The sequence below is a fragment of the Motilibacter rhizosphaerae genome (genome assembly GCF_004216915.1).
In the GTDB taxonomy this organism is placed as follows: Bacteria; Actinomycetota; Actinomycetes; order Motilibacterales; family Motilibacteraceae; genus Motilibacter; species Motilibacter rhizosphaerae.
In genome coordinates this window covers 33,214-58,931 of the sequence record NZ_SGXD01000007.1, presented here as the reverse complement: position 1 = coordinate 58,931, position 25,718 = coordinate 33,214, and the positions used below count along the sequence as shown (strand labels likewise).

Genomic DNA, 25,718 nt, shown 5'->3' with positions numbered 1-25,718 from the left:
GCTACTGGTAGACGCGGACGTAGTCCACGAGCATCTTTTGCGGCAGCTGCGTGCTCGCGTCCGGTGATCCGGGCCAGTCACCGCCGACCGCGTTGTTGAGGATGATGAAGAACGGGTGGTCGTAGACCCACGGCCCGCGCGTCGACTCGATCTGCGCCTTGTCCGCGGTGAAGAAGGCATTGCCGTCGACGGAGAACGTCATGTGCGTGGCGTCCCAGTCCACCGCGTACGTGTGGAAGGCCGAGGCGAAGTCGCCGTTGATGGAGTACGGCTGGCCGTAGCCGCCACCGCCGTTGTACGCCGGGGCGTGCAGCGTCGAGTAGACCGAGCCCGGCACCTTGCCGACGTGCTCCATGATGTCGATCTCGCCGCTCGCCGGCCAGCCGACCTGCGGGAAGTTGGCGCCCAGCAGCCAGAACGCGGGCCACAGCCCCTGGGTGCCGGAGACCTTGATGCGCGCTTCGGCGTGGCCGTAGGTGAACGAGAACTTCCCGAGGCTGTTGATGCGGCCCGAGGTGTACTGGCAGGTCGTGCTGCCGGACAGCGTGTCGCGGGGGCAGCTCGAGCCGGCCGTGACCTCCTTGCGGGCCTCGATGACGAGGTCGCCCGTGCCGTCCATCGTGGCGTTCTTGTTGTTCGTGTAGTACTCGAGCTCGCCGTTGGGGCCCGTACCGGTCTCGGGGGTCCACTTCGCGGGGTCGGGCGTCGTGCCGGCGGTGCCGTTGAACTCGTCGTCGAAGACGAGCCTGGTCGCGGGGAGCGCGACGTTCGGCGCCGGGGCGGGAGGTGCGGTCGGGCTGCCGCCCGTCCCGTAGACCTGGAACTCCCAGAGGCTGTAGCCGTACGCCGTTCCCCTTGCTGTGCCGAACATCCTCACGTAGCGACCGGTGCCGTTGAGCCCTGTGAGGGTCTCCTTGAAGCCCTTGCCGGTGGTGGTCGCGTAGATCGTCGTCCACGTGGTGCCGTCGTTCGACACCTGGACCTGGTACGCGGTGGCGTAGGCCGCGTCCCACTGCAGGACGACGGAGTGGATGGTCGCGGTCGCACCGAGGTCGACGGAGATCCAGCCCGGGTCGCTCCAGGCCGAGGTGGCCCAGCGCGTGGCGGCGTTCTGGTCCACGGCCTTCGCCGGCGTGCACTGCGAGCAGTTGCCGTCGTCCTGGGTCGAGGAGGCGGAGGCGGGCTTGCCGTAGGAGAGCTCGACGTCCCCGCTGCCGCTGCTGCCGCCGCTGCCGGTGGTGTAGGCCTGGACCTCCCAGAGGCTGTAGCCGTACTGGGTGGCGCGGGTGGTGCCGTAGATGCGGAGGTAGCGCCCGGTGCCGGTGACGGTGAGGGTCTGGGTGCCGCCGGTGCCGGTGGTGGTCGAGTAGTTGGTGGTCCAGGTGGCGGCGTCGGTGGAGGTCTGGAGCTGGAAGGCCTTGGCGTAGGCGGCTTCCCACTGCAGGACGACCTGGCAGAGGGTCTGGGGAGTGCCGAGGTCGATCTGGATCCACTGGGGGTCGGTGGCGGCGCTGGACCAGCGGGTGCCGGGGTTGCCGTCGACGGCGGCGCTGGCGGGGGTGCCGGCGTTCTCGGTGCTAGAGGCGGTGGCGGTCTTGCCCTGGGCGGCGTTGGTGGTGCCGCACGTGCCGCCGCCGGTGGTGCCGGTGGTGCCGTAGACCTGGAACTCCCACAGGCTGTAGCCGTAGGTGGTGGCGCGGGCGGTGCCGTACATGCGGATGTAGCGCCCGGTACCTGTGACGTTGAGGGTCTGGGTGCCGCCGGTGCTGGTGGTGGTGCTGTAGACGGTGGTCCAGGTGGCGGCGTCGGTGCTGGTCTGGATCTGGAAGGCCTTGGCGTAGGCGGCTTCCCACTGCAGGGTGACCGAGGTGACGGTGGCGGTGGCGCCGAGGTCGACCTGGAGCCACTGGGGGTCGGAGAACGCGCTGGACCAGCGGGTGCCGGTGTTGCCGTCGACGGCGTTCGCGGCGGCGGAGCCGGCGTTCTCCGTCGAGGAGGCGGTCGCCGTCTTGCCCTGCGACAGCAGCGCATCAGCCGCGTGGGCACTCCCGCCGGTCGAGACGACCGAGAGGAGCGGGGCGAGCAGGAGGAGGGCGAGCGCGAGCGCGGTCCTCCTCGACCTCGAGGTACGGCCGCGGCCGGACCAGGGGCGGCGGTGCCGCGCGACGGGGGGAGCAGCGCCCATGCTGCCTGCCTTCCGGGGGAGGGGTGGCGGGGCGCCCTGCGCCTTCACGCCTTGATAAAAGCGTTGTAGGCGGTGTGGCGGTATCCCGTCAACGGCGGGATGCCCCCTCGTGACCGATTCGTGACCTCGGGGGCGGGGGCTGGTGCCTGTCGTGCTGGCCGCCCAGCGGCTTCGCGAGTACGGCGCCCCCGGTCCGCGCTTCCGCTTCCGACGACCACCGGTCCGCACTGGATGCCCGGTGGTCGGCAGGGCGCTGTCGCGCGCCGCTGGCCCCGTCCGGCTGGTGCCGGCGGGGCTGGGCGTCCACGGGGGTAGGGCGTCCGATCGTGGTCAGGCGGCGCAGGGTTGTGGTTCTGGTCGTGCTTCGTAGATGCGGCCGAGCGGGGTGCGGTGGGCGATGGTGCCGTCGGGGAGGGGGGTGGTGGTCCAGCCCCACCAGGTCTTGAGGTTGTGGTGGAGCCGGCATCTGGGGCAGAGGTTGCGGCAGGTGGTGTGCCCGCCGCCGGGGTCGTCGGGATCGCCAGTGCCTGGAGCTTCGTGGTTGAAGGGCACGGTGTGGTCGACGTCGCAGCGGGCCGCGGGTACGGAGCAGGTGGGGTGGCCGCAGTGCAGCCACAGCGCGGTCACGTGTGCTCGTTGGGCGGCGGTGGGTTGGTAGCGCAGCGTGTGGAGGTCGAGGAGCTTGCCGTCGGGGTCGGTGATGGCGAGTTGCCAGGTCCCGTCGGAGGCGAGCAGGCGGCCGAGGTCGGCGGGGATCGGGCCGTGGCCGGTCAGGTGGGCGGGGTCCTCGGTCAGGCCGAGGAGGGTGGCGGCGGAGATCTGCACCTGCACGGCGACCGGCGCGGCCGTCCTGGCAAGGGCGGGGAGGAAGTCGCCGTCGGCGGTCGGGTCGAGCAGGACCGAGCAGACCGCGACGAGCGCGTCGGCGCGGGACCCGGCTCGCGCGGCGAACCCGCGGTCGGCGGTGGGCAGGTCGCGGGCGATCCGGTCGAGCGCGCTGGACACGACCTGGGCTTCGTCGGCGGTGAGCAGGGCGCGGATCTCGGCCATCCCGTCGGGCAGCGGGGTGACGCGGACGGCGCGCTGCTGGACGGCGTCGGCGTGCCGTTCCGCCGCGCCGCGGGAGTCGAGCTTCGCGACCGCGCGGCGCACGTCGCGGCGCAGCTCGCTGACCGTCCGCTCCGGCGCGCGGCGCAGCACCGCCGCCTCGAGTGCCGGGATGAACTCGTCGGCCAGCACGGACGCCTCGTCGACCACGACGCGGGCGTGGGCAGGTGACAGGTGGCCCTCGGCGAGCAGCCACCGCGTACCCGGATGACGGCTCGTCAGCAGCAGCGCACCGTCCACCATCGCGGCGGCACCGCGCTCGGTCATCCGCAGCGCGAGCGCCATCTCCGCCCGCGCGGACGCCTCCGCACCACCACCCCGAGCCGCACCCGGCACTGTCTCCGCAGTGGCGGCGCTGATCTGCGAGTAGGCCGAGGCGACCAGCTCCGCCTTCACCGCCGCCGCCACAGCCTCCACCCGCGCGCACGCCTGCACCAGCGCCAACCGCGCGTCGGCGAGGACCACGACCTCCGGGCGACCCTCCTTCGACCCGGCCACACCGGCGGCCGGTTCCCCCGCCAGCGCCCACGACCGCAGCAGCCCCTCGTCACGACTCAGCTGCTGCACCAGCGACAGCAGCATCGGCCCTACGGCGACCTGCTTCAGTGCCTGCGCGAACGGCAGCCCCGGCCCAGGCAGCGCGACGACCCCGGGCACGGGGCGGACGGGCAACCCGTCACCCCGCTCAGGACCGTCACTCGAACGCATGTTCGAATCTTAGCCGACGGGGAGACAGCAGGCAAGGGTCGACGTGCCGCCTCCTGGCCGGTCTCCGTGCGCCTCCGAAGGGTGCGTCGCCGTCGCGATCCAAGCTGTGCATGATCACGAGGGAGGGGTGCAGCCCCGCGCTGCCGCGCCTCTCGCTCCGCCGCCTTGCCTGCTGGGGCCCTGCTTCTCCGCCGCCCCTGCCCCGGCCAGACCCGGCTCGAGTTCGGCTTCGTGGCCCTCCTCCGCCTCCGCCGTCTGCACCCGCGTCCCCGCTGCCCCGGCCCGCTCCCTCTCCCGCGAGCCCCGTGTCCGCCCCGCGCTCGCCTGCTGGCTCTCCCCGGCCGGTCGCCGCACCCGACCTGCCAACGGAGCCAAGATCTGCATGATCACGGAGAGGTTGGAGGCCCTGAACCCCACGGTCCGCGCACCAGGACCCGAGATCTGCATGATCACCGCAGAAGAGGACCCGCACCCAGGCGCAGCGACGGCGCGGCACCCGGTCGGGTGCCGCGCCGTCAGCGTGCTCGAGCGCTGGTCCGGGTGCCCCTGCCGGGCCCCGGTCCTCCAGGCGCTAGTTCGGGTTCGGCTGCGAACCGCCGTCGGCCGCGGGCCGCCCGCCGATCGAGACCGGGACGCCGTCGACGGCGGGGCCGTACTCCGGCGTGTACTTCTTGCTCACGCGGAACGTGTCGATGAACTTCTGCAGCCGCGGGTCGCTGGCCGAGTCCACGCGCAGCTGGTGGCCCCAGGAGCTGATGACGATCGGGCTCGGGAGGCTCGCGTCCTTCCACGGGCTGAGGTCGACGAAGCGGTTGGAGCTGCTCGTCGTGCTCTGCAGGGACGCGGCCGACTCGGGGAGCAGCGACTGCTTGTGCACCAGCGTGCGCAGCGCCGACACCTCCGAGGCGGCCAGCCCCGGGCGGTAGGTGATCCAGACCGCGCCGTGCTCGAGGTTGTGCACGGCCCGCTCGCTCGGGATCGGCTTGGTGTAGACGCCGGCGTTCATCCACGTCCCGTTGTGCGGGCCACCGACGGGAGGCACCACGGCGTACTGCACCGGGCCGGCGACGTGGTCGTGGCCGATCGCGCCGACGTCGCTGCCGGTGCCCGGGTACGTCCCGGTGTTCCAGGCGAGGACGCCCTGGATCCCGGAGTCGTCCTTGACCTGGGTCGGCGCCGGCTCCTTCGTCACGGCGCCCGTCGGCGTCGTCGGGACGACCTGCCCGCCGGCCGACGAGCCGCCGCTCTTCTGGTACGCGATCAGCCCCCCGACGCCGCCGACGACGACGAGGACCCCGACCACGATGGCGGCGATGGCGGTGGTGCGACGACGGCGCTCCTCGCGCAGCTGCTGCTCGCGGAGCTCGGCAGCGCGCTTGCGGCGCTGCTCGGCGGACCGGCCGGTGCCGGTGCTGGAGGTGGACACGGGACAACGGTATGCGGAGCCGGCCCCTCCCGGCGCACGCTCCTCCCCACCCACAGGCCGCGCACAGGCGGGTGGGGCGGACGCCCGGGCGAGGACGTGCCTAGACTGCGGGTGCAGGCGCTCGTGAAGGACTTCACAAGCGCCTCCAGCGGCAGCGTGCACGAGGAGGTGGGCGGCGGTGGCGGAGGGCACGACCGAGGCGGACGTCGTCGTCGTCGGCGCCGGCCCTGGTGGCTCGACGACCGCCGCGCACCTCGCGCGTGCCGGCCTCGACGTCGTGCTGCTCGAGAAGAGCGCCTTCCCCCGCGAGAAGGTCTGCGGCGACGGGCTCACCCCGCGCGCGGTCGCCCAGCTGGTCAAGCTCGGCATCGACACCTCGCCCGAGGCGGGCTGGCTGCGCAACAAGGGCCTGCGGATCCTCGGCGGCGGCCACCGGCTCGAGCTGCGCTGGCCCGAGCTCGCGGCGTACCCCGACTACGGCCTCGTGCGCCGGCGCGACGACTTCGACGAGATGCTCGCCCGCCACGCGCAGAAGGCGGGCGCCCGGCTCTCCGAGCGCACCACTGTCACGGGTCCCGTCCGCGACGAGCGCACGGGCGCCGTCGTCGGCGTGACCGCCAAGGGCAGCGAGGGCGAGCCGCTCGAGGTGCGCGCCCCGGTCGTCATCGCGGCCGACGGGAACTCCTCGCGCCTCTCGCTCGCCGTCGGCCGCCGTGTGCGCGAGGACCGCCCGATGGCCGTGGCGGTGCGCGCCTACTACACGAGCCGCAACGACCGGGACGACTGGCTGGAGTCCTGGCTGGAGCTGCGCGAGGACGGCAAGCTCCTGCCCGGCTACGGCTGGATCTTCGGCATGGGCGACGGCACGAGCAACGTCGGGCTGGGCATCCTCAACGCCGCGCAGGGCGGGGGCAAGGTCGACAGCCGCGACGTGCTGCGCCGCTGGCTCGCCGCGCTCCCGCCGGAGTACGGCTTCACCGAGGACTCCCAGGTCGGTCCCGTGCGCGGCGCCGCCCTCCCCATGGGCTTCAACCGCACGCCGCACTACGCCGACGGCCTGCTGCTCGTCGGCGACGCGGGTGGCATGGTCAACCCGTTCAACGGCGAGGGCATCGCGTACGCCATGGAGTCCGGCGCTCTCGCCGCGGACGTCGTCGCCCAGGCGCTCGCGCGTCCCTCGGGCGCGCAGCGCGAGCGGGCGCTGGCGGCGTACCCGCAGGCGCTGAAGGAGCAGTGGGGCGGCTACTTCACGCTCGGGCGGATGTTCGTGCGGCTCATCAGCGACCCGCGCGTCATGCGGGTCGCGAGCGAGCGCGGCCTGACCCACCCGCTGCTCATGCAGTTCACCCTCAAGCTGCTCGCCAACCTCACGGACCCGCGCGGCGGGGACGCCATCGACCGGCTCATCAACGGGCTCCAGAAGGTGGTCCCCCGCGCGTGAGCCCGACCGCCGCCCGACACACCACGGCACGGCAGGGTGGCGGTGACCTGCAGGACACGAGCAGTACGTAGGATCTGGCCCGCCCGACGACGACGTCGGGACGACTCGACACCCCGACGACGACGTCAGGACGAGACAAGGAGCGCGGACGCATGAACTGGGTGCCCATCGCCTGGCTCGGGGCGATCTCCTTCGGCTTCGGCGTGTTCTCGCTCGTCTCGGGCGTGCTCTCCGGTCCCGCGCGCTACAACCGCGCGAAGGCGGAGGCCTACGAGTGCGGCATCGAGCCGACGCCGCAGCCCGTGGGCGGCGGCCGCTTCCCGGTGAAGTACTTCCTCACCGCGATGCTCTTCATCCTCTTCGACATCGAGATCATCTTCCTGTACCCCTGGGCCGTGACCTTCGACAGCCTCGGGATCTTCGGGCTCGTGGAGATGGTCCTGTTCATCGCCACGGTCTTCGTCGCCTACGCCTACGTGTGGCGGCGCGGCGGCCTCGAGTGGGACTAGCGGTACCCGAGCACTGACGCAGGGATCCAGGGAGAGGCGGCCAGAGCCGTGGGACTTGAAGAGAAGATGCCGAGCGGCTTCGCGCTCACGACCGTCGAGGCGCTGGCGGGCTACATGCGCAAGGCCTCGCTGTGGCCGGCGACGTTCGGCCTGGCTTGCTGCGCGATCGAGATGATGACGTTCGGCGGCCCGAAGTACGACTCGTCGCGCTTCGGCATGGAGGTCTTCCGCGCCTCGCCGCGCCAGGCCGACCTGATGATCGTCGCGGGCCGCGTGAGCAACAAGATGGCGCCGGTGCTGCGGCAGATCTACGACCAGATGTCCAACCCCAAGTGGGTCATCGCGATGGGCGTCTGCGCGAGCAGCGGCGGGATGTTCAACAACTACGCCATCGTCCAGGGCGTCGACCACATCGTGCCCGTCGACATCTACCTGCCGGGCTGCCCGCCGCGCCCCGAGATGCTGCTCGACGCGATCCTCAAGCTGCACGACAAGATCCAGCACTCGCCGCTCGGCATCGACAAGGTGCGCGCGGAGCTCAAGGCCGAGCAGCTCGCGCTCGCTGCGCCCCCGACCTCGGCCCAGAAGGGCCTGCTGCGATGAGCGACGTGCGCGAGCCCGGCGCGGCGCTCACCGCGAACGACGCCGGGCAGCAGCTCGAGGCGCAGCCCTCGCCCGAGGCGAGCGGCGTGCCCAACGAGGTCTTCCAAGTGCGGCGCGGCATGTTCGGCGGCCGCGGCGGCGGTGACACGACCGGCTACGGCGGTCTCGTCCGGCGCGTGCAGCTCCCCGGGGCGGCGCAGCGCCCGTACGGCGGCTACTTCGACGACGTGGCGGACGAGCTGGAGCGGGCGTACCCCCAGTTCGCCGAGGCGATCGAGCGGGTCGTCGTCGACCGCGGCGAGCTCACCTTCGTCGTCAAGCGCACGCACCTGCGCGAGGTCATGCAGACCCTGCGCGACGACCCCGCGCTGCGCTTCGAGTTCTCCGCCGGCGTCGCCGGCGTGCACTACCCCGATGACGCCGGGCGCGAGCTGCACGCCGTGTGGCCGCTGCTGTCGATCACCCACAACCGGCGCGTACGCGTCGAGACGACCGCCCCCGACGCGGACCCGCACGTCCCGAGCGTCGTCGGGATCTATCCCGGCGACGACTGGCCCGAGCGCGAGGCGTGGGACATGTTCGGCCTCGTCTTCGACGGGCACCCCGCGCTGACGCGGATCCTCATGCCGGACGACTGGCCCGGCCACCCGCAGCGCAAGGACTACCCGCTCGGCGGGATCCCCGTCGAGTACCACGGCGCCCAGATCCCGCCGCCGGACGAGCGGAGGTCGTACACCTGATGAGCACGACGATCGACGAGCCCCAGGAGGGGCGGGTCTTCACCGTCAACGGCGGGGACTGGGACGAGCTGACAGACGAGATCGGCCGGGACAGCAGCAGCGACATCGGCAACGAGCGCATCGTCGTCAACATGGGGCCGCAGCACCCCTCGACGCACGGCGTGCTCCGGCTGATCCTCGAGATGGAGGGGGAGACCGTCACCGAGACCCGTCTCGGCATCGGCTACCTCCACACCGGCATCGAGAAGAACTGCGAGTACCGCAGCTGGACCCAGGGCGTCACGTTCGTGACGCGCATGGACTACCTCGCGCCGCTGTTCAACGAGGCTGCCTACGTCCTCGGCGTCGAGCGGCTGCTCGGCATCGAGGACCAGGTCCCGGAGCGCGCCGAGGTCATCCGCGTGATGATGATGGAGCTCAACCGCGTCTCCTCCCACCTCGTCGCGATCGCGACCGGCGGCATGGAGCTCGGCGCGCTGACCGTCATGACGATCGGCTTCCGCGAGCGCGAGCTCATCCTCAAGGTCTTCGAGACCATCACCGGGCTGCGCATGAACCACGCGTACTTCCGGCCGGGCGGCCTCGCGCAGGACCTCCCGCCGGGCGCCGAGGAGCTCGTCCGCGACACCGTCGCGCTGGTCCGCAGCCGCCTGCACGAGTACGCCGACCTCTGCAACGAGAGCTGGGTGTTCAAGCAGCGCACGGTCGGCGTCGGCTACCTCGACCTCACCGGCTGCATGGCGCTCGGCATCACCGGCCCCATCCTCCGCTCGACCGGGCTGCCGCACGACCTGCGCCGGGCGCAGCCGTACTGCGGCTACGAGACCTACGACTTCGACGTCATCACCCGCGACAGCTGCGACGCGTACGGCCGGTTCCGCGTGCGCCTCGACGAGATCGAGCAGTCGCTGCACATCGTCGAGCAGTGCCTGGGCCGGCTGAAGCCGGGCCCGGTCATGGTGGAGGACAAGAAGATCGCCTGGCCCTCGCAGCTGGCGCTCTCCGGAGACGGGCTCGGCAACTCCCTGGACCACATCCGCCACATCATGGGCGAGTCGATGGAGGCCCTGATCCACCACTTCAAGCTGGTGACCGAGGGCTTCCGGGTCCCGCCGGGCCAGGTCTACACCGCGGTCGAGTCGCCGCGCGGGGAGCTCGGCTGCCACCTCGTCTCCGACGGCGGCACGAAGCCCTTCCGGGTGCACTACCGCGACCCGTCGTTCCAGAACCTGCAGGCGGCGCCGGCGATGTGCGAGGGCGCGCAGGTCGCCGACGTCATCGCCGCGGTCGCCTCGATCGACCCGGTCATGGGAGGGGTGGACCGCTAGTGGCCCTCACCGAGGAAGCCCTGCAGCGGCTGGAGATCGACGCAAAGGAGGTCATCGCGAGATACCCCCGGTCGCGCTCGGCCCTGCTCCCGCTGCTCCACCTCGTGCAGTCCGAGGAGGGGTGGGTCAGCCCCGAGGGCGTCGAGCTCTGCGCGCGCTGGCTCGACCTCACGACCGCAGAAGTGACGGCGGTGTCGACGTTCTACTCGATGTACCGCCGCCGCCCCGGCGGTGACTACCAGGTCGGCGTCTGCACCAACAGCCTGTGCGGCGTGCTCGGCGGTGATGCGATCCTCGAGCGGCTCGAGGAGCACCTCGGCGTCCACCACGGGGACACCACTCCCGACGGCACCGTCACGCTCGAGCACCTCGAGTGCAACGCGGCCTGCGACTACGCCCCCGTGGTGATGGTCAACTGGGAGTTCTTCGACAACCAGACGCCGGCCTCGGCGACCGACCTCGTCGACCGCATCCGTGCGGGCGACCCGCCGGCGCCCACCCGCGGTGCCGAGCGGCTGTGCACCTTCCGCGAGGTCGAGCGGCTGCTCGCCGGCTTCGAGGACGGCCTGGCCGACACCGGCACCGGCGCAGGACCGGCGACCCTCGTGGGCCTGGAGCTCGCCCGCCAGCGCGGCTGGAGCGCCCCCCGCCCCGACCGCGACGAGGCGCAGACCGCCGACGCCGCAGGCGAGTCCGGGACGGACTCCGGCTACGGCAACCAGGGTGGCCCGAGCGGCGACGACGCCCCGCTGCCCACGGCCAGCAGCGACCCGGCCAACCCGACCCCCACGGGGTCGGCCCAGCAGGAGGAGAGGTCGTGACCGACGTGCTCACCCCGGTGCTGTCCCGTACCTGGGACTCGGAGCGCTCGTGGTCGCTCGAGTCCTACCGCGCGAAGGACGGCTACCGCGGCCTGCACGCCGCGCTGCAGACCTCGCCCGACGACGTCATCGCGCTCGTCAAGGACTCCGGCCTGCGCGGGCGCGGTGGTGCCGGCTTCCCCACGGGCATGAAGTGGAGCTTCATCCCGCAGGGCGACGGGCGCCCCCACTACCTCGTCGTCAACGCCGACGAGAGCGAACCCGGCACCTGCAAGGACATCCCGCTGATGCTGGCGGCGCCGCACCAGCTGGTCGAGGGCGTCATCATCGCGTCCTACGCGATCCGCGCCAGCCACGCCTTCATCTACGTGCGGGGCGAGGTCGCCAGCGTCTACCGCCGCGTGCTCGCCGCGGTCCGCGAGGCGTACGCCGCCGGCTACGTCGGGCGCGACATCCTCGGCTCGGGCTACGACCTCGAGATCGTCGTGCACGCGGGCGCCGGCGCGTACATCTGCGGGGAGGAGACCGCGCTGCTCGACTCGCTCGAGGGCTTCCGCGGCCAGCCGCGCCTCCGCCCGCCGTTCCCGGCCATCGCCGGCCTGTACGGCTCGCCGACCGTCATCAACAACGTCGAGTCCATCGCCTCGGTGCCGGTCGTCGTGCTCAACGGCGCCGACTGGTACAAGACGATGGGCACCGAGAAGTCCGCTGGCGCCACGCTCTACTCGCTCTCGGGTCACGTGGAGCGCCCCGGCCAGTACGAGGCGCCGCTCGGCGTCACGCTGCGCCAGCTGCTCGAGCTCGCGGGCGGCGTCCGCGAGGGCCACGAGCTGAAGTTCTGGACGCCAGGCGGTTCGTCCACGCCGCTGCTCACGGCGGAGCACCTCGACGTGCCCCTCGACTACGAGGGCGTGGGGGCCGCGGGCTCGATGCTCGGCACGAAGGCCCTCCAGGTCTTCGACGAGACGACCTGCGTCGTGCGCTGCGTGTCGCGCTGGACGAAGTTCTACGCCCACGAGTCCTGCGGCAAGTGCACCCCGTGCCGCGAGGGCACGTGGTGGCTCGTGCAGGCCCTCGACCGGCTCGAGGCGGGGGAGGGCACCGAGGCCGACCTCGAAAAACTGCTCGACCTGTGCGACAACATCCTCGGCCGGTCGTTCTGCGCGCTCGGTGACGGGGCCACGAGCCCGATCACCTCGTCCATCAAGTACTTCCGCGACGAGTACGTCGCCCACTTCACCAACGCCGGGTGCCCCTTCGACCCGGTCGCGTCCACGGTCTTCGGCGGGAGCACGGCGGTGACGGCATGACTCTCCTGTCCAGCGGCGGCGCGGCCAGCGGCGCGGAGGTCCAGCCCAGCGTCGAGATGGTGAACCTCACCATCGACGGCTTCCCGGTCTCGGTGCCCAAGGGCACGCTCGTCATCCGCGCCGCCGAGCTGCTCGGCATCGCGATCCCGCGCTTCTGCGACCACCCGCTGCTCGACCCCGTCGGCGCCTGCCGCCAGTGCCTCGTCGACGTGAAGGACGCCGGCAACGGGCGCGGCATGCCGAAGCCGGCGGCGTCGTGCACGACGACCGTCGCCGAGGGCATGGTCATCGAGACGCAGCTCTCCTCGCCCGTCGCCGACAAGGCGCAGAAGGGCGTGATGGAGCTGCTGCTCATCAACCACCCGCTCGACTGCCCGGTGTGCGACAAGGGCGGCGAGTGCCCCCTGCAGAACCAGGCGATGAGCAACGGGCGCAGCGAGTCCCGCTTCGAGGGCGTCAAGCGGACCTACCCGAAGCCCGTGCCGATCTCGGCGCAGGTGCTGCTCGACCGCGAGCGCTGCGTGCTCTGCGCGCGCTGCACGCGGTTCTCCAAGCAGGTCGCCGGCGACCCGTTCATCGAGCTGCTCGAGCGCGGCGCGCTCCAGCAGGTCGGCATCTACGAGAAGCAGCCCTTCGAGAGCTACTTCTCCGGCAACACCGTGCAGATCTGCCCGGTCGGCGCGCTGACCGGTACGCAGTACCGCTTCCGCGCCAGGCCCTTCGACCTCGTCTCCACGCCGACCGCGTGCGAGCACTGCGCCTCCGGCTGCGCGCAGCGCACGGACTCCCGTCGCGGGAAGGTGCTGCGCCGCATGGCCGGCGACGACCCCGAGGTCAACGAGGAGTGGAACTGCGACAAGGGGCGCTGGGCCTTCCAGTACTCCTTCCTGCCCGACCGCCTCCGCACCCCGCTGGTCCGCGACTCCTCCGGCGCGCTCGTCCCGACGAGCTGGCCCGACGCGCTCGACGTCGCCGCCCGCGGACTGCTCGCCGCGCGCTCGGCCGGCGGTGTCGGGGTCCTGCCCGGCGGCCGGCTCACCGTCGAGGACGCCTACGCCTACGCGAAGTTCGCCCGCGTCGTGCTCGGCACCGACGACATCGACTTCCGCGCCCGCCCGCACTCCGCGGAGGAGGCGCAGTTCCTCGCGAGCACCGTCGCCGGGACGAGCCCAGCGACGGGGGGTGTCACGTACGCCGACCTCGAGCGGGCGCGCGCCGTCCTCCTCGTCGGGCTCGAGCCCGAGGAGGAGTCGCCCATCCTCTTCCTGCGGCTGCGCAAGGCGGTCCGCAAGGCCGGCCTGCAGGTCCTGTCGGTCGCGCCCTTCGCGACGCGGGGGCTCACGAAGCTCTCGGGGACGCTCGTCCCCGCGGCCCCCGGCACCGAGGCCGAGGTGCTCGACGCGCTGGCCGAGGGCGGCGAGCTCGGGACCACCGGCACCGTCCTCACGCAGAGCGGTGCCGTCCTCCTCGTCGGCGAGCGCCTCGCCACCTCGCGCGGCGCGCTGAGCGCCGTGGCGCGGCTGGCGGCGCGCACCGGCGCCCGGGTCGCGTGGGTCCCGCGCCGCGCCGGCGAGCGCGGCGCGCTGGAAGCCGGTGCGCTGCCGGGGCTCCTGCCCGGTGGTCGGCCGGTCACCGACGCCGAGGCGCGCATCGACGTCGCCACCGCGTGGGGCGCCGAGGGCCTGCCCACCACGCCGGGCCGCGACCTCGCCGGCATCCTCGCCGCGGCCGTGTCCGGGCAGCTCGGCGGTCTCGTCGTCGGCGGGGTCGACCCGGCCGACCTGCCCGACCCCGCGATCGCGCGGGCGGCGCTCAAGGCCGTGCCGTTCCTCGTGAGCCTGGAGCAGCGTCCCAGCGCGGTGACCGAGCTCGCCGACGTCGTGCTGCCGGTCGCCGCCGACATCGAGCGCGAGGGCAGCTACCTCGACTGGGAGGGCCGCGTACGCCCCTTCCGCGCGGTGCTCGCCAACCCGCAGCTGGCGCAGCCGATGCTGCCCGACGGCCGTGTCCTCCACGTGCTCGCCGAGGAGATGGGCGCCGACCTCGGTCTGCCCCACACCGCGGCCGCGCGCCACGAGCTCGACGAGCTCGGCCGGTGGGAGGGCGGGCGCGCCACGGCTCCCGACGCCCCCGTGCCCGGCCCGCCCGTACCCGCTCACGGGCAGGCGGTCCTCGCCACCTGGCACCAGCTGCTCGACGGCGGTCGGCTCCAGGAGGGCGAGCCCTTCCTCGCCGCCACTGCGCCTGCTCCCGTCGCCCGGGTCTCGCCGGCGACGGCCGAGGAGGTCGGTGTGGTCGAGGGAGGGACGCTGACGGTCGCCACCGCGTACGGCATGGTGACGCTCCCGGTCGTGCTCACCGAGATGCCCGACCGCGTCGTGTGGCTGCCGACCCGCTCCACCGGCAGCGAGGTCCGCCGCACGCTGCGCGCCGGTGCGGGGGACCTGGTCTCGCTGGCCGCCGGACCCGCCGCCGTCCCGGTGCTGCCCGAGGTGCTCGTCGAGCCCGCGGGCGGCAGCACGCCGCAGGGCGGGCGCGAGGGGGTCTCCGTCGTGCTCGAGCCCGACGGGCCGGCCGAGCCGGCGGCCCTCTTCACCGCTGCCGACACCGTGCAGGACGGCGCCGCTGCTCCCCAGGAGGGCGAGTGAACCCCACCCAGCAGCTGCTGGCCGACGACCCCTGGTGGCTCATCGCCGGCAAGGCGGTCGTCGTCTTCGGCTTCCTCGTCGTCATGACGCTGTTCAACATCTGGTTCGAGCGCCGCGTGGTCGCCCGCATGCAGCACCGCGTGGGCCCCAACGTGCACGGGCCCTTCGGACTGCTGCAGTCGCTCGCCGACGGCGTCAAGCTCGGGCTGAAGGAGGACCTGATCCCGAAGGGCGCGGACAAGATCGTCTTCGTCCTCGCCCCGCTGCTCTCGGTGGGCCCGGCCTTCCTCGCCTTCGCGGTGATGCCGTTCGGCCCCGAGGTCAGCATCTTCGGCCACCACACCGCGCTGCAGCTCGCGGACTTCCCGATCGGCGTGCTCTACGTCCTCGCGGTCGCGAGCATCGGGATCTACGGCATCGTGCTGGCGGGCTGGTCGAGCGGCTCGACCTACCCGCTGCTCGGCGGCCTGCGCTCGAGCGCGCAGATGATCTCGTACGAGGTGGCGATGGGCCTCAGCCTCGTCGCGGTCTTCCTCTACTCGGGCTCGATGTCGACCTCCGACATCGTCACCGCGCAGAAGAGCCACTGGTTCTTCTGGACCCTGCCGGTGTCCTTCCTCGTCTACCTCGTCTCGATGGTCGGCGAGACCAACCGCGCGCCGTTCGACCTGCCCGAGGCCGAGGGCGAGCTCGTCGGCGGGTTCCACACCGAGTACTCCTCGCTGAAGTTCGCGCTCTTCTTCCTCGCCGAGTACGTCAACATGGTCAACGTCTCCGCGCTGGCCACGACGATGTTCCTCGGCGGCTGGCGCGCCCCCTGGCCCATCACGTGGTTCTGGTCCGGCGCCAACACCGGCTGGTGGCCGCTGCTCTGGTGGATCTCGAAGGTCGTCCTGCTGATCTTCGTCTTCATCTGGCTGCGCGGCACGCTGCCCCGGCTGCGCTACGACCAGTTCATGCGCCTGGGCTGGAAGCGGCTCATCCCCGTCAGCCTCGTGTGGATCCTCGCCGTCGCGACGGTCCGGGCCCTCAACGACGACACGCACCTCAGCACCCGCCAGGTCTTCGGCTGGGTCGGCGGCGCGCTCGTCGTCGCGCTCCTGCTCTCCTTCGCGTACGACGCGGTGGCCGCCCGCCGCGACCAGCCGGAGCCGGTCGTCCACCGGGCGCCCGAGCCGGTCGAGGACGCCGCGAGCGCGGACCGCGCCGCCTTCGCCGGTGGCTTCCCCGTGCCCTCGGTCGACACCGTGCGCCAGCGCGTGGCCACTCACCAGGGCCCCGCGGGCAGCACCCCCACCGCCAGCATCCCCACCCCCAGCCGAGGAGCGCACCGTGCCTGATCCCCAGGGCAGCCAGACCTCGCCCGAGCCGGGGCCGTTGAGCGGGGTCAAGGGCTTCGGCGTCACCTTCGGGACGATGTTCAAGAAGCCGGTGACGGAGCAGTACCCGTTCGAGAAGGTGCCGACGTCGCCGCGGTTCCACGGCCGGCACCAGCTCAACCGGCACCCCGACGGGCTCGAGAAGTGCATCGGCTGCGAGCTGTGCGCGTGGGCCTGCCCTGCGGACGCGATCTACGTCGAGGGCGCGGACAACACCGAGGAGGAGCGCTTCTCCCCGGGTGAGCGCTACGGCCGCGTCTACCAGATCAACTACCTGCGCTGCATCCTCTGCGGGCTGTGCATCGAGGCCTGCCCCACGCGGGCGCTCACCATGACCAACGAGTACGAGCTGGCCGACGACAACCGGGCGGACCTCATCTACCAGAAGGAGGACCTGCTCGGGCCGATGCTGCCGGGCATGGTCGAGGCGCCCCACCCGATGGCGGAGGGCATGGAGGACACGGACTACTACCAGGGCCGGGTCACCCGCGCGACCGACGTGCAGATCAGGTACGCCGCGGAGCGGGCCTCCGCGCTCAGCGAGCCCAGCGGCGACGACGTGAGGGCGGGCCGGTGAGCGGTCTGCTCGCCGCGCAGACCACGACCGGCGAGGCGGTCGGCTTCTGGGTCATGGCGCCCATCGCCGTGCTCGCCTCGGTCGGCATGCTGCTCGTCCGCAAGGCGGTGCACGCCGCCCTGCTGATGGCGCTGACGATGCTCGTGCTGGCGGCGTTCTACCTCGCGGAGAGCGGGCCCTTCCTCGGGATCGTGCAGGTCGTCGTCTACACCGGCGCGGTCATGATGCTGTTCCTCTTCGTCCTCATGCTCGTCGGCGTCGACTCGAGCGAGTCGCTCGTGGAGACCCTGCGCGGCCAGCGCGTCGTCGGCATCCTGCTCGCGATCGGCTTCGGCGTGCTCGTGCTGGGCGTGCTCGGGCACGCGGCGTTCGGGGACGCGAAGCCCGCCGGACTGGCGCAGGCCAACGCGGAGGGCAACGTCCAGGGCATCGCCCGGCTGCTGTTCACCCGCTACGTCTTCGCCTTCGAGGTCACCAGCGCGCTGCTCATCACCGCCGCGCTCGGGGCGATGGTGCTCGCGCACCGCGAGCGCCACGTCCCCCGTCCCACGCAGCGCGAGCTGTCGGAGGCGCGCTTCCGCAGCACGACCACCCACCCCGGCCCGCTGCCCAACCCGGGCGTCTACGCCCGGCACAACGCCGTGGACTTCCCCGCCCTGCTGCCCGACGGCAGCACCTCGGAGATCTCGGTGTCGAAGGTGCTGGTGGCGCGCGGCGACGTGCAGGATGTCCGGCACGGCGCGCACCCGGTCGCCGACGACGTCCGCGAGATCGAGGAGGGGCACTAGGTGGACCTGTCGAACTACCTCTACCTCAGCGGGATCCTGTTCGCGATCGGCGCCGCCGGCGTGATGCTGCGGCGCAACGCGATCGTCGTCTTCATGTGCGTCGAGCTCATGCTCAACGCGGTCAACCTGTCCTTCGTCACGTTCGCCCGCATCCAGGGCAACCTCGACGGCCAGGTCATCGCGTTCTTCGTCATGGTGGTCGCCGCGGCCGAGGTCGTCATCGGGCTCGCGATCATCATCACCATCTTCCGCACCCGTCGCTCGATCTCCGTCGACGACGCCAACCTGCTGAAGTACTGAGGCGGTCTTCGTGGACTCCGTCAGCACCGGGTACGCCCTGGCGCCGCTGCTCCTCGCGTTCCCGATCGCCGGGGCGGCGGTGCTGCTCCTCGGCGGGCGGCGCACCGACCCGGTCGGGCACATCCTGGGCACGCTCGCCTCCGCGGCCAGCTTCGTCGTCGCGGTGGTCGTGTGGCTACAGATGATCGGCCGCGCAACGGACCGCCGGCCGGGCTACACCCGGCTCTGGACGGGGGTGCACGTCGCCGACTACCAGATGGACGTCGGGCTGCGGCTGGACCAGCTTTCCATCGTCTTCGCGCTGCTCATCACCGGCGTCGGCACGCTCATCCACGTCTACTCCATCGCCTACATGTCGCACGACAAGGACCGGCGGCGGTTCTTCGCGTACCTCAACCTGTTCGTCGCCGCGATGCTCCTGCTGGTGCTGGCGAGCGACTACCTCGTGGTCTACGTCGGCTGGGAGGGCGTGGGGCTGGCGTCGTACCTCCTCATCGGGTTCTGGTCCCACAACCCGCCCTACGCCACGGCAGCGAAGAAGGCGTTCGTCGCCAACCGCGTCGGGGACATGGGGATGTCGCTGGCGATCATCACGATGTTCGTCACCTTCGGCGCGACGGACTTCGCCCGGGTCCTGCCGCAGGCGGGCGACGCGAGCGAAGGCAGGTTGACGCTGATCGGCCTGCTGCTCCTGCTGGCGGCCTGCGGCAAGTCGGCCCAGCTGCCGCTGCAGTCCTGGCTCGGTGACGCCATGGCGGGCCCGACCCCGGTCTCCGCGCTCATCCACGCCGCGACGATGGTGACCGCCGGCGTCTACCTCATCGTCCGCTCGGGGCCGATCTTCGACGGCGCCCCGGACGCCCGGCTCGTCGTCACCATCGTCGGCGCGGTCACGCTGCTGTTCGGGGCCCTCATCGGCACCGCGAAGGACGACATCAAGAAGGCGCTCGCCGCCAGCACGATGAGCCAGATCGGCTACATGGTGCTCGCGGCCGGCCTCGGTCCTGCCGGCTATGCCGTCGCCATCTTCCACCTGCTGACGCACGGCTTCTTCAAGGCCGGGCTCTTCCTCGGAGCCGGCTCGGTCATGCACGCCATGGGCGACCGCACCGACATGCGGCGCTTCGGCGGCCTGCGCTCGGTCATGCCGGTCACCTTCGTGACCTTCGGGCTGGGCTACCTCGCCATCATCGGCTTCCCGGGCCTGTCGGGCTTCTGGAGCAAGGACAAGATCATCGAGGCCGCCTTCGACAAGGGCGGCACGAGCGGGTGGATCCTCGGCCTGGTCGCCCTGCTTGGAGCCGGTATCACGGCGTTCTACATGACCCGCGTCATGGTGATGACGTTCTTCGGGCCGCGCCGCTGGCGCGACGACGTCCACCCGCACGAGGCGCCCGTGGCCATGACGGCGCCGATGGTCGTGCTCGCGGTGGGCAGCACGTTCCTCGGCGCGGTCCTCGCGTACGGCGCGACGCTGCAGCACTGGCTCGACCCCGTCGTCGGGAAGAGCGCCGAGGAGGGCGTGCACACGCTCTCCCCGTGGGTGCTCACCGCGCTGACGCTGCTCGTCGTCGCCGGTGGCGCCGCCGGTGCCCTCGCCCTGTACGCCCGCCGCGACGTCCCCGTCGTCGCGCCCGTCGGCGGCCCGCTCACCGTGGCGGCGCGCAACGACCTCTACCAGGACGCGGTCAACGAGGCCCTGCTCATGCGGCCCGGCCAGTACCTCACCCGCTCGCTCGTCTTCGGCGACAACAAGGGGATCGACGCAGTGGTCAACGGCTTCGCCGCCATGCTCGGCGGCACCTCGGCACGGCTGCGGCCGCTCCAGACCGGCTTCGTGCGCAGCTACGCACTGTCCATCGTCGGCGGCGCGGTGCTCATCGCCGGTGCGCTGCTGGTGGTGGCGTCCTGATGGCCGACGTGCCCTGGCTGACCCTCGCGGCGGCCGTCCCCGCGGTCGGCGCCCTCGGCGTCTCCCTCGTTCCCCGCGGGCGCGAGGAGCTCGCGAAGCGCCTCTCGCTGCTGGTCTCCCTCGTCGTGCTGGCCATCGTCGTCGGCCTCGGGCTGGACTTCGACCGGCACGCCAGCGGCTTCCAGTTCACCGAGATGCACGACTGGATCCCGGCCCTCGGCGCGAGCTACTCGCTGGGCGTCGACGGCATCGCCCTCGTCCTGCTCGCGCTGACCGCCGTGCTCGCCCCGGTCTGCCTGCTCGCCTCCTGGCACGACGTCGACCTGGGGGAGGGGCGGTCGCGGCCGCAGGCCTTCTTCGCGCTCATGCTGCTCGTCGAGGCCCTGCTGGTGCTGGTGTTCTCGGCCACCGACGTCTTCCTCTTCTACGTCGCGTTCGAGTTCAGCCTCATCCCGATGTACTTCATCATCGGTGGCTTCGGCGGCGCCCAGCGCTCCTACGCCGCGGTGAAGTTCCTCGTCTACAGCCTGCTCGGCGGCCTGCTCATGCTCGCCGCCGTCATCGGCACCTACGTCGCCGGGCCCGGCGGGAAGCACGGCTTCCTGCGCACGACGCTCGAAGCCTCGCACCTCGACCCGACGACGCAGCGCTGGCTCTTCCTGGGCTTCATGGCGGCGTTCGCCATCAAGGCCCCGCTGTGGCCGCTTCACACCTGGCTGCCGGACGCCGCCGCGGAGGCTCCTCCCGGCGGGGCCGTGATGCTCGTCGGCGTCATGGACAAGATCGGGACGTACGGGATGATCGCGTACTGCCTGCCGCTGTTCCCCGACGCGAGCGTCTGGGCGCGGCCGGTCGTCATCGCGCTGGCGCTCATCGGCATCATCTACGGTGCGCTCGTCGCGATCGGCCAGGCGGACGTGATCCGGCTGGTCGCGTACACCTCGATCTCGCACTTCGGCTTCATCGCCCTCGGCATCTTCGCGATGACCTCCCAGGCGCAGGCGGGCTCGACGCTCTACATGCTGAGCCACGGGTTCTCGACGGCAGGGCTCTTCCTCGTCGCGGGGATGCTCGTCGCGCGTCGGGGCAGCCGCCGCATCGCCGACTTCGGCGGCGTGCAGACGGTCGCGCCGCTGCTGGCGGGGTCGATGCTGCTCTCCGGCCTGTCGAGCCTGGCCCTGCCGGGCTTCTCCAGCTTCGTCAGCGAGTTCCTCGTGCTGCTGGGGACGTTCCGCCGCTACGAGTGGGTCGCCGTCGTCGCGGTCCTCGCCATCGTCCTGGCCGCGCTCTACATCCTGCTGCTCTTCCAGCGGACGATGACCGGCCCGGTCGTCGAGGGCGTCGGTGGCATGCGCGACCTCGTGGCGCGCGAGGCGTGGGTCGTCGCTCCTGTCATCGCGCTCCTCATCGGCGTCGGGGTCGCGCCGCAGGTCGTCCTCGACGTCATCAACCCCGCGGTGCAGCGCACCATGCAGTCGGTCCACCAGCACGATCCCGCGACGGTGCTCAAGCCGGCCGCGGCGGAAGGGGCACCCAAGTGACCGCCGCGGCAGGGCTGGAGCACTTCACCGCTCCGCACATCGAGTACTTCGCGCTGTCGCCCATCTTCGTCGTCTTCGGCGCGGCGGTGCTCGGGGTCCTCGTCGAGGCGTTCGCCCCCCGGGCGGTGCGTTGGGCCGCCCAGCTCGTCGTCACGCTCGGCGGCCTGGTCGCGGCGCTCGTCATGGTGGCGGTCGTGGCCGACCACGAGGGCACGCGCGGGATCATGGCCGAGGGCGCGGTCGCCGTCGACGGCCCGGCGCTGTTCCTCCAGGGCACGATCCTCCTGCTGGCCGCCGTCGCCGTGCTGCTGGTCGCCGAGCGCTCGCTCGATCCCGGCGCCGCCGGTGCCTTCGCCCCCCAGGCCGCGGCCCTCCCCGGCTCCGACGCCGAGCGCACGAGCGGCATGCGCGGCGTCGCGCAGACCGAGGTCTTCCCGCTGGTGCTCTTCGCGGTCGGCGGCATGCTCGTCTTCCCCGCGGCCAACGACCTGCTGCTGCTGTTCGTCGCGCTCGAGGTGCTCTCCCTGCCGCTCTACCTGCTCTGCGGCCTCGCGCGCCGGCGCCGGCTGCTCAGCCAGGAGGCCGCGCTGAAGTACTTCCTGCTCGGCGCCTTCTCCAGCGCCTTCCTGCTCTACGGCACCGCGCTGCTCTACGGCTACGCCGGGACCGTGCGACTGTCCGGGATCGCCGATGCGATCAGCGGAGCGTCCGGCAGCGACGCCCTGCTCCTCACGGGTGTCGGGCTGCTGACGGTCGGGCTGCTGTTCAAGGCGGGCATCGTGCCGTTCCACGCCTGGACCCCCGACGTCTACCAAGGCGCCCCCACGCCGATCACCGGCTTCATGGCGGCCTGCACGAAGATCGCCGCCTTCGGCGCCCTGCTGCGCGTGTACTACGTCGCCCTCGGCGGGCTGCGCTGGGAGTGGCGCCCGCTGCTGTGGGCGGTGGCGATCCTCACCATGCTCGTCGGCGCGGTCGTCAGCCTCACCCAGAACGACGTCAAGCGCATGCTCGCCTACTCGAGCATCGCGCACGCCGGCTTCATCCTCGTCGGCGTCCTCGCCGCCGACGGCCGCGGCATCTCGAGCGTGCTGTTCTACCTGCTGGCGTACGGCTTCGCGACGGTCGGCGCCTTCGCCGTCGTCACGCTCGTGCGCGACAGCGCGGGCGAGGCCACGCACCTGTCGCAGTGGGCCGGGCTGGGCAAGCGCTCGCCGCTCGTCGCGGGCGCGTTCACCCTGTTCCTCCTGGCGTTCGCCGGTCTGCCCCCGACGTCGGGGTTCATGAGCAAGTACGGCGTCTTCTCCGCCGCCCTCGACAGCGGTGCCGCGCCCGTGGTCGTCGTCGGCGTGCTGGCCAGCGTCATCGCCGCGTTCTTCTACGTCCGCGTCATCGTGCTCATGTTCTTCACCGAGCCGCTGGCCGACGGACCGGTCGTCGCCGTGCCCTCCGTGCTCACCACCGTGGCGCTCGCGCTGGGCGTCGCCGTCACCCTCGTCCTCGGTGTCGTGCCCCAGCCGGTGCTCGACCTCGCGAGCGGTGCGGCGGGTTTCGTACGCTAGGGCCCTCATGCCTACGTCCGCCGCCGCCAGCAGCCTCGGCCTGCCCGCCCTCCACCCCTCGCTCGAGGCCGACCTCTCCGCCGGCCTCGGCGCGGTGGAGGAGCTCCTGCGCGCCGACGTGACGAGCGACTACCCGCTCGTGACGGAGGCGGCGCGCCACCTCGTCGACGCCGGAGGCAAGCGGTTCCGCCCGCTGCTCACCCTGCTCGCCGCCCAGTTCGGGGACGCCGAGCGCGACGAGGTCCGCCAGGCCGCGGTGGTCGTCGAGCTGACCCACCTCGCGAGCCTCTACCACGACGACGTCATGGACGAGGCGACGCTGCGGCGAGGGGCTCCTAGCACCAACGTGCGCTTCGGCAACTCCGTCTCGATCCTCGTGGGCGACTTCCTCTTCGCCCGCGCCGCGGCCCGGGTCGCCGACCTCGGCCCCGAGGCGGTGCGCATCCAGGCGCGGACCTTCGAGCGGCTCGTCGTCGGCCAGATCCGCGAGACCGAGGGGCCGCGGGGCGGGGACCCGCTCGAGCACTACCTCGCGGTGCTCGCGGACAAGACGGGCTCGCTCATCGCGACCAGCGGCCGGCTCGGCGCGCTGCAGGCCGGGGCCGGCGAGGGCGTCGCGGAGGTCCTCACACGCTACGGCGAGCTCGTGGGCGTCGCCTTCCAGCTCGCCGACGACCTGCTCGACGTCGAGTCCGACTCGGCCGTCTCCGGCAAGGCGGTCGGCACCGACCTGCGCGAGGGCGTGGAGACGCTCCCGGTGCTCTGCTTCCGCCGCATCGCCGACGCGGCCGACCCGGAGGACGGGCGCCTGCTGGCCCTGCTCGACGGCGACCTCGCCGACGACGCGGCCCTCGCCGAGGCCGTGCAGCGGCTGCGGGCGCACCGGGCGCTGGGTGACGCCCACGCGGAGGTACGCCGCTGGGCCGACCGCGCCCGCGCGGAGCTCGCGCCGCTGGCGGAGTGCCCGGCCAAGGAGGCGCTGGACGCCCTCTGCGCCGCGGTGGTCGAGCGCGCCAGCTGACCCTGCGCCACCCCAGCTCGTGATCATGCACGTCCTGGGGCGCGGGGAGGGGGGCCCGCGTACCCCCAGCTCGTGATCATGCACATCATGGGGTCGGGGCGCGCGCCCCCTCCCGGTGATCATGCACGTCTTGGGCCGGCCCGGTGCGGGCGTCCAAGTCCCTCGCTCCGGCCCGTTGATCAGGCGACCCGTACGACGTGGTCGCCGTGCTGCCGTAATCCGATGTGACTGGGGCACATCTCGTACGGTCGGGCTCCCACTCGATCGGGCAACCTGATCAACTTCACGGCAGACCGGCGCGGCGGCGGCGAGCTGCCTGGCCCCGGCGTACGTGCTGAGTGAGATCCGAGCCGGTCGTCTACTGTCGAGCGGCAGCCACCGCCCAGCCAGGGAGCGACGATGCCGGACAGCGCAGTCCCCAGCAGCAGCAAGGCCCTGCACGTCGAGGGCACCCGCCTCGTCGACGGCACCGGTGCGACCGTCGTCCTGCGCGGCTTCGGGCTCGGCGGCTTCCTCAACATGGAGAACTTCATCACCGGCTTCCCGGGGACGGAGTCGCAGCAGCGCCGTGCGCTGCGCCGGGCGATGGGGGAGGAGGCGTACACCCGCTTCTTCGACGTGCTGCTGGACAGCTTCTTCGCCCCCGCCGACGCGGAGTTCCTGGCCGGGCTGGGCCTCAACTCGGCGCGGGTCCCCTTCAGCTACAAGCACTTCGAGGACGACGACGCGCCGTTCCAGTTCAAGGAGGAGGGGTTCCGGCGGCTGGACCGGGTCGTCGACGCATGCGCCCAGCACGGGATCTACGCGATCCTCGACCTCCACGCGCTGCCCGGGTGGCAGAACCAGCACTGGCACAGCGACAACCCGACCAACTGGTCGGAGTTCTGGAACCAGCGCCAGTTCCAGGACCGCGTCGTGCACCTGTGGGAGGCGCTGGCGGACCGCTACCGGGACAACCCCTGGGTCGGCGGCTACAACCCCGTCAACGAGCCGGCCGACGCGAGCGGTGAGCGGATCGGCCCGTTCTACGAGCGGCTCGTCGCGGCCATCCGTGCGGTCGACCCGCACAAGGTGCTCTTCCTCGACGGCAACCGCTACTCCACGGACTTCTCGATGTTCAGCGAGGTCCCAGAGGGAGCGGTGTTCACCGCGCACGACTACGTGCTCCCCGTGATCACGCAGGACGGGCGCTACCCCGGCGAGGCGCGCGGCCGCTTCTACGACCGCGACGTCGTCGAGGAGGTCTTCCTGGAGCGTACGGGGTTCATGCGTCGCACCGGCACCCCGATCTGGGTCGGCGAGTTCGGGCCGGTCTACACCGGCGACCCGGAGCGCGACGCCGAGCGGCTCCAGCTGCTGCAGGACCAGCTGGCGATCTACGCCGAGCACGGCGCGAGCTGGGCGCTGTGGACCTACAAGGACATCGGCCTGCAGGGCGTGGTGACCGCGCGGCCGGACAGCGCGTACCTCCAGCGCATCGCGCCTGTCCTCGAGAAGAAGCGCCGGCTGGGCGTCGACCGCTGGGGCGGGAGCGACCGCGGGATCCGCCATGTCCTCGAGCCGCTCGAGCGGCTCTTCGAGGAGGAGTTCCCCGACTTCACGCCGTTCCCGTGGGGGCAGAAGCACTGGATCGGCGTGCTCGTCCGCAGCGTCATGCTCTCGGAGCCGATGGTGGACGAGTTCGCGGCGTGCTTCGCGGGCGTGGGACCGGACGAGGCGGAGCGCCTCGCCCGGTCCTTCGCCCTCGACCAGTGCGACGTCCGTGAGGGGCTCGCTGCCGTGCTGCGTGCGCAGCCCGGGGCGAGCTGAGCT

20 protein-coding genes are annotated in these 25,718 nt (G+C 72.2%); 17 read left to right on the top strand and 3 right to left on the bottom strand.

Annotated features, from left to right (window positions below; translation table 11 throughout):
* Position 1: 1 nt before the first annotated feature.
* From EV189_RS19125 to EV189_RS19115, 3 genes are all read right to left on the bottom strand, one after another.
* Complete coding sequence (locus EV189_RS19125; protein WP_130494611.1) at positions 2 to 2,185, bottom strand: discoidin domain-containing protein; 2,184 nt, start codon at positions 2,183 to 2,185, stop codon at positions 2 to 4.
* 330 nt (positions 2,186 to 2,515) lie between these two features.
* Positions 2,516 to 4,000 carry a DUF222 domain-containing protein gene (locus EV189_RS19120; RefSeq protein ID WP_130494610.1) on the bottom strand — a complete coding sequence of 495 codons (1,485 nt, stop codon included), beginning with the start codon at positions 3,998 to 4,000 and terminating at the stop codon, positions 2,516 to 2,518.
* Positions 4,001 to 4,571: 571 nt separating this feature from the next.
* Complete coding sequence (locus EV189_RS19115; RefSeq protein WP_165400394.1) at positions 4,572 to 5,426, bottom strand: DUF3105 domain-containing protein; 855 nt, start codon at positions 5,424 to 5,426, stop codon at positions 4,572 to 4,574.
* Positions 5,427 to 5,604: 178 nt separating this feature from the next.
* On the opposite strand from EV189_RS19115, the gene EV189_RS19110 reads away from it, so the two are divergent.
* From EV189_RS19110 to EV189_RS19030, 17 genes are all read left to right on the top strand, one after another.
* Entirely contained in the window at positions 5,605 to 6,867 is a 1,263-nt protein-coding gene (locus EV189_RS19110) for a geranylgeranyl reductase family protein (protein ID WP_130494608.1), read from the top strand.
* A gap of 152 nt (positions 6,868 to 7,019) precedes the next feature.
* Positions 7,020 to 7,376 (top strand): NADH-quinone oxidoreductase subunit A, encoded by a 357-nt coding sequence (locus tag EV189_RS19105; protein ID WP_130494607.1) that lies wholly within the window; start codon positions 7,020 to 7,022, stop codon positions 7,374 to 7,376.
* A gap of 48 nt (positions 7,377 to 7,424) precedes the next feature.
* Positions 7,425 to 7,979 carry a NuoB/complex I 20 kDa subunit family protein gene (locus tag EV189_RS19100; protein ID WP_130494606.1) on the top strand — a complete coding sequence of 185 codons (555 nt, stop codon included), beginning with the start codon at positions 7,425 to 7,427 and terminating at the stop codon, positions 7,977 to 7,979.
* Positions 7,976 to 8,719, top strand: coding sequence for an NADH-quinone oxidoreductase subunit C (locus EV189_RS19095; RefSeq protein WP_130494605.1), 744 nt, complete (start codon positions 7,976 to 7,978; stop codon positions 8,717 to 8,719). The genes EV189_RS19100 and EV189_RS19095 overlap by 4 nt, the downstream gene beginning before the upstream one ends.
* Positions 8,719 to 10,047, top strand: coding sequence for an NADH-quinone oxidoreductase subunit D (locus EV189_RS19090; protein WP_130494604.1), 1,329 nt, complete (start codon positions 8,719 to 8,721; stop codon positions 10,045 to 10,047). The genes EV189_RS19095 and EV189_RS19090 overlap by 1 nt, the downstream gene beginning before the upstream one ends.
* Positions 10,047 to 10,868 carry an NADH-quinone oxidoreductase subunit NuoE gene (nuoE, locus tag EV189_RS19085; RefSeq protein ID WP_231116582.1) on the top strand — a complete coding sequence of 274 codons (822 nt, stop codon included), beginning with the start codon at positions 10,047 to 10,049 and terminating at the stop codon, positions 10,866 to 10,868. Before EV189_RS19090 ends, nuoE begins: the two co-directional genes overlap by 1 nt.
* Positions 10,869 to 10,873: 5 nt before the next feature.
* Complete coding sequence (gene nuoF / locus EV189_RS19080; protein WP_130494655.1) at positions 10,874 to 12,178, top strand: NADH-quinone oxidoreductase subunit NuoF; 1,305 nt, start codon at positions 10,874 to 10,876, stop codon at positions 12,176 to 12,178.
* Complete coding sequence (locus tag EV189_RS19075; RefSeq protein WP_130494602.1) at positions 12,175 to 14,826, top strand: NADH-quinone oxidoreductase subunit G; 2,652 nt, start codon at positions 12,175 to 12,177, stop codon at positions 14,824 to 14,826. The genes nuoF and EV189_RS19075 overlap by 4 nt, the downstream gene beginning before the upstream one ends.
* Positions 14,823 to 16,166, top strand: a complete 1,344-nt coding sequence (gene nuoH, locus EV189_RS19070; RefSeq protein WP_130494601.1) for an NADH-quinone oxidoreductase subunit NuoH — start codon at positions 14,823 to 14,825, stop codon at positions 16,164 to 16,166. Before EV189_RS19075 ends, nuoH begins: the two co-directional genes overlap by 4 nt.
* A 76-nt stretch (positions 16,167 to 16,242) precedes the next feature.
* Positions 16,243 to 16,782: an NADH-quinone oxidoreductase subunit NuoI gene (nuoI, locus tag EV189_RS19065; RefSeq protein ID WP_407938161.1), complete on the top strand. Its 540-nt coding sequence runs from the start codon at positions 16,243 to 16,245 to the stop codon at positions 16,780 to 16,782.
* Positions 16,779 to 17,570, top strand: coding sequence for an NADH-quinone oxidoreductase subunit J (locus EV189_RS19060; RefSeq protein WP_130494599.1), 792 nt, complete (start codon positions 16,779 to 16,781; stop codon positions 17,568 to 17,570). Before nuoI ends, EV189_RS19060 begins: the two co-directional genes overlap by 4 nt.
* Entirely contained in the window at positions 17,571 to 17,870 is a 300-nt protein-coding gene (nuoK, locus tag EV189_RS19055; RefSeq protein ID WP_130494598.1) for an NADH-quinone oxidoreductase subunit NuoK, read from the top strand. It abuts the gene before it with no gap.
* A 10-nt stretch (positions 17,871 to 17,880) separates the two neighbouring features.
* Positions 17,881 to 19,782 carry an NADH-quinone oxidoreductase subunit L gene (nuoL, locus tag EV189_RS19050; protein ID WP_231116580.1) on the top strand — a complete coding sequence of 634 codons (1,902 nt, stop codon included), beginning with the start codon at positions 17,881 to 17,883 and terminating at the stop codon, positions 19,780 to 19,782.
* Complete coding sequence (locus EV189_RS19045; protein ID WP_130494597.1) at positions 19,782 to 21,323, top strand: NADH-quinone oxidoreductase subunit M; 1,542 nt, start codon at positions 19,782 to 19,784, stop codon at positions 21,321 to 21,323. The genes nuoL and EV189_RS19045 overlap by 1 nt, the downstream gene beginning before the upstream one ends.
* Positions 21,320 to 22,885 carry an NADH-quinone oxidoreductase subunit NuoN gene (gene nuoN, locus EV189_RS19040; protein ID WP_130494596.1) on the top strand — a complete coding sequence of 522 codons (1,566 nt, stop codon included), beginning with the start codon at positions 21,320 to 21,322 and terminating at the stop codon, positions 22,883 to 22,885. The genes EV189_RS19045 and nuoN overlap by 4 nt, the downstream gene beginning before the upstream one ends.
* 7 nt (positions 22,886 to 22,892) lie before the next feature.
* Positions 22,893 to 23,906: a polyprenyl synthetase family protein gene (locus tag EV189_RS19035; protein WP_130494595.1), complete on the top strand. Its 1,014-nt coding sequence runs from the start codon at positions 22,893 to 22,895 to the stop codon at positions 23,904 to 23,906.
* Positions 23,907 to 24,305: 399 nt separating this feature from the next.
* Positions 24,306 to 25,715 (top strand): glycoside hydrolase family 5 protein, encoded by a 1,410-nt coding sequence (locus EV189_RS19030; protein ID WP_130494594.1) that lies wholly within the window; start codon positions 24,306 to 24,308, stop codon positions 25,713 to 25,715.
* The last annotated feature ends 3 nt before the right edge of the window (positions 25,716 to 25,718 follow it).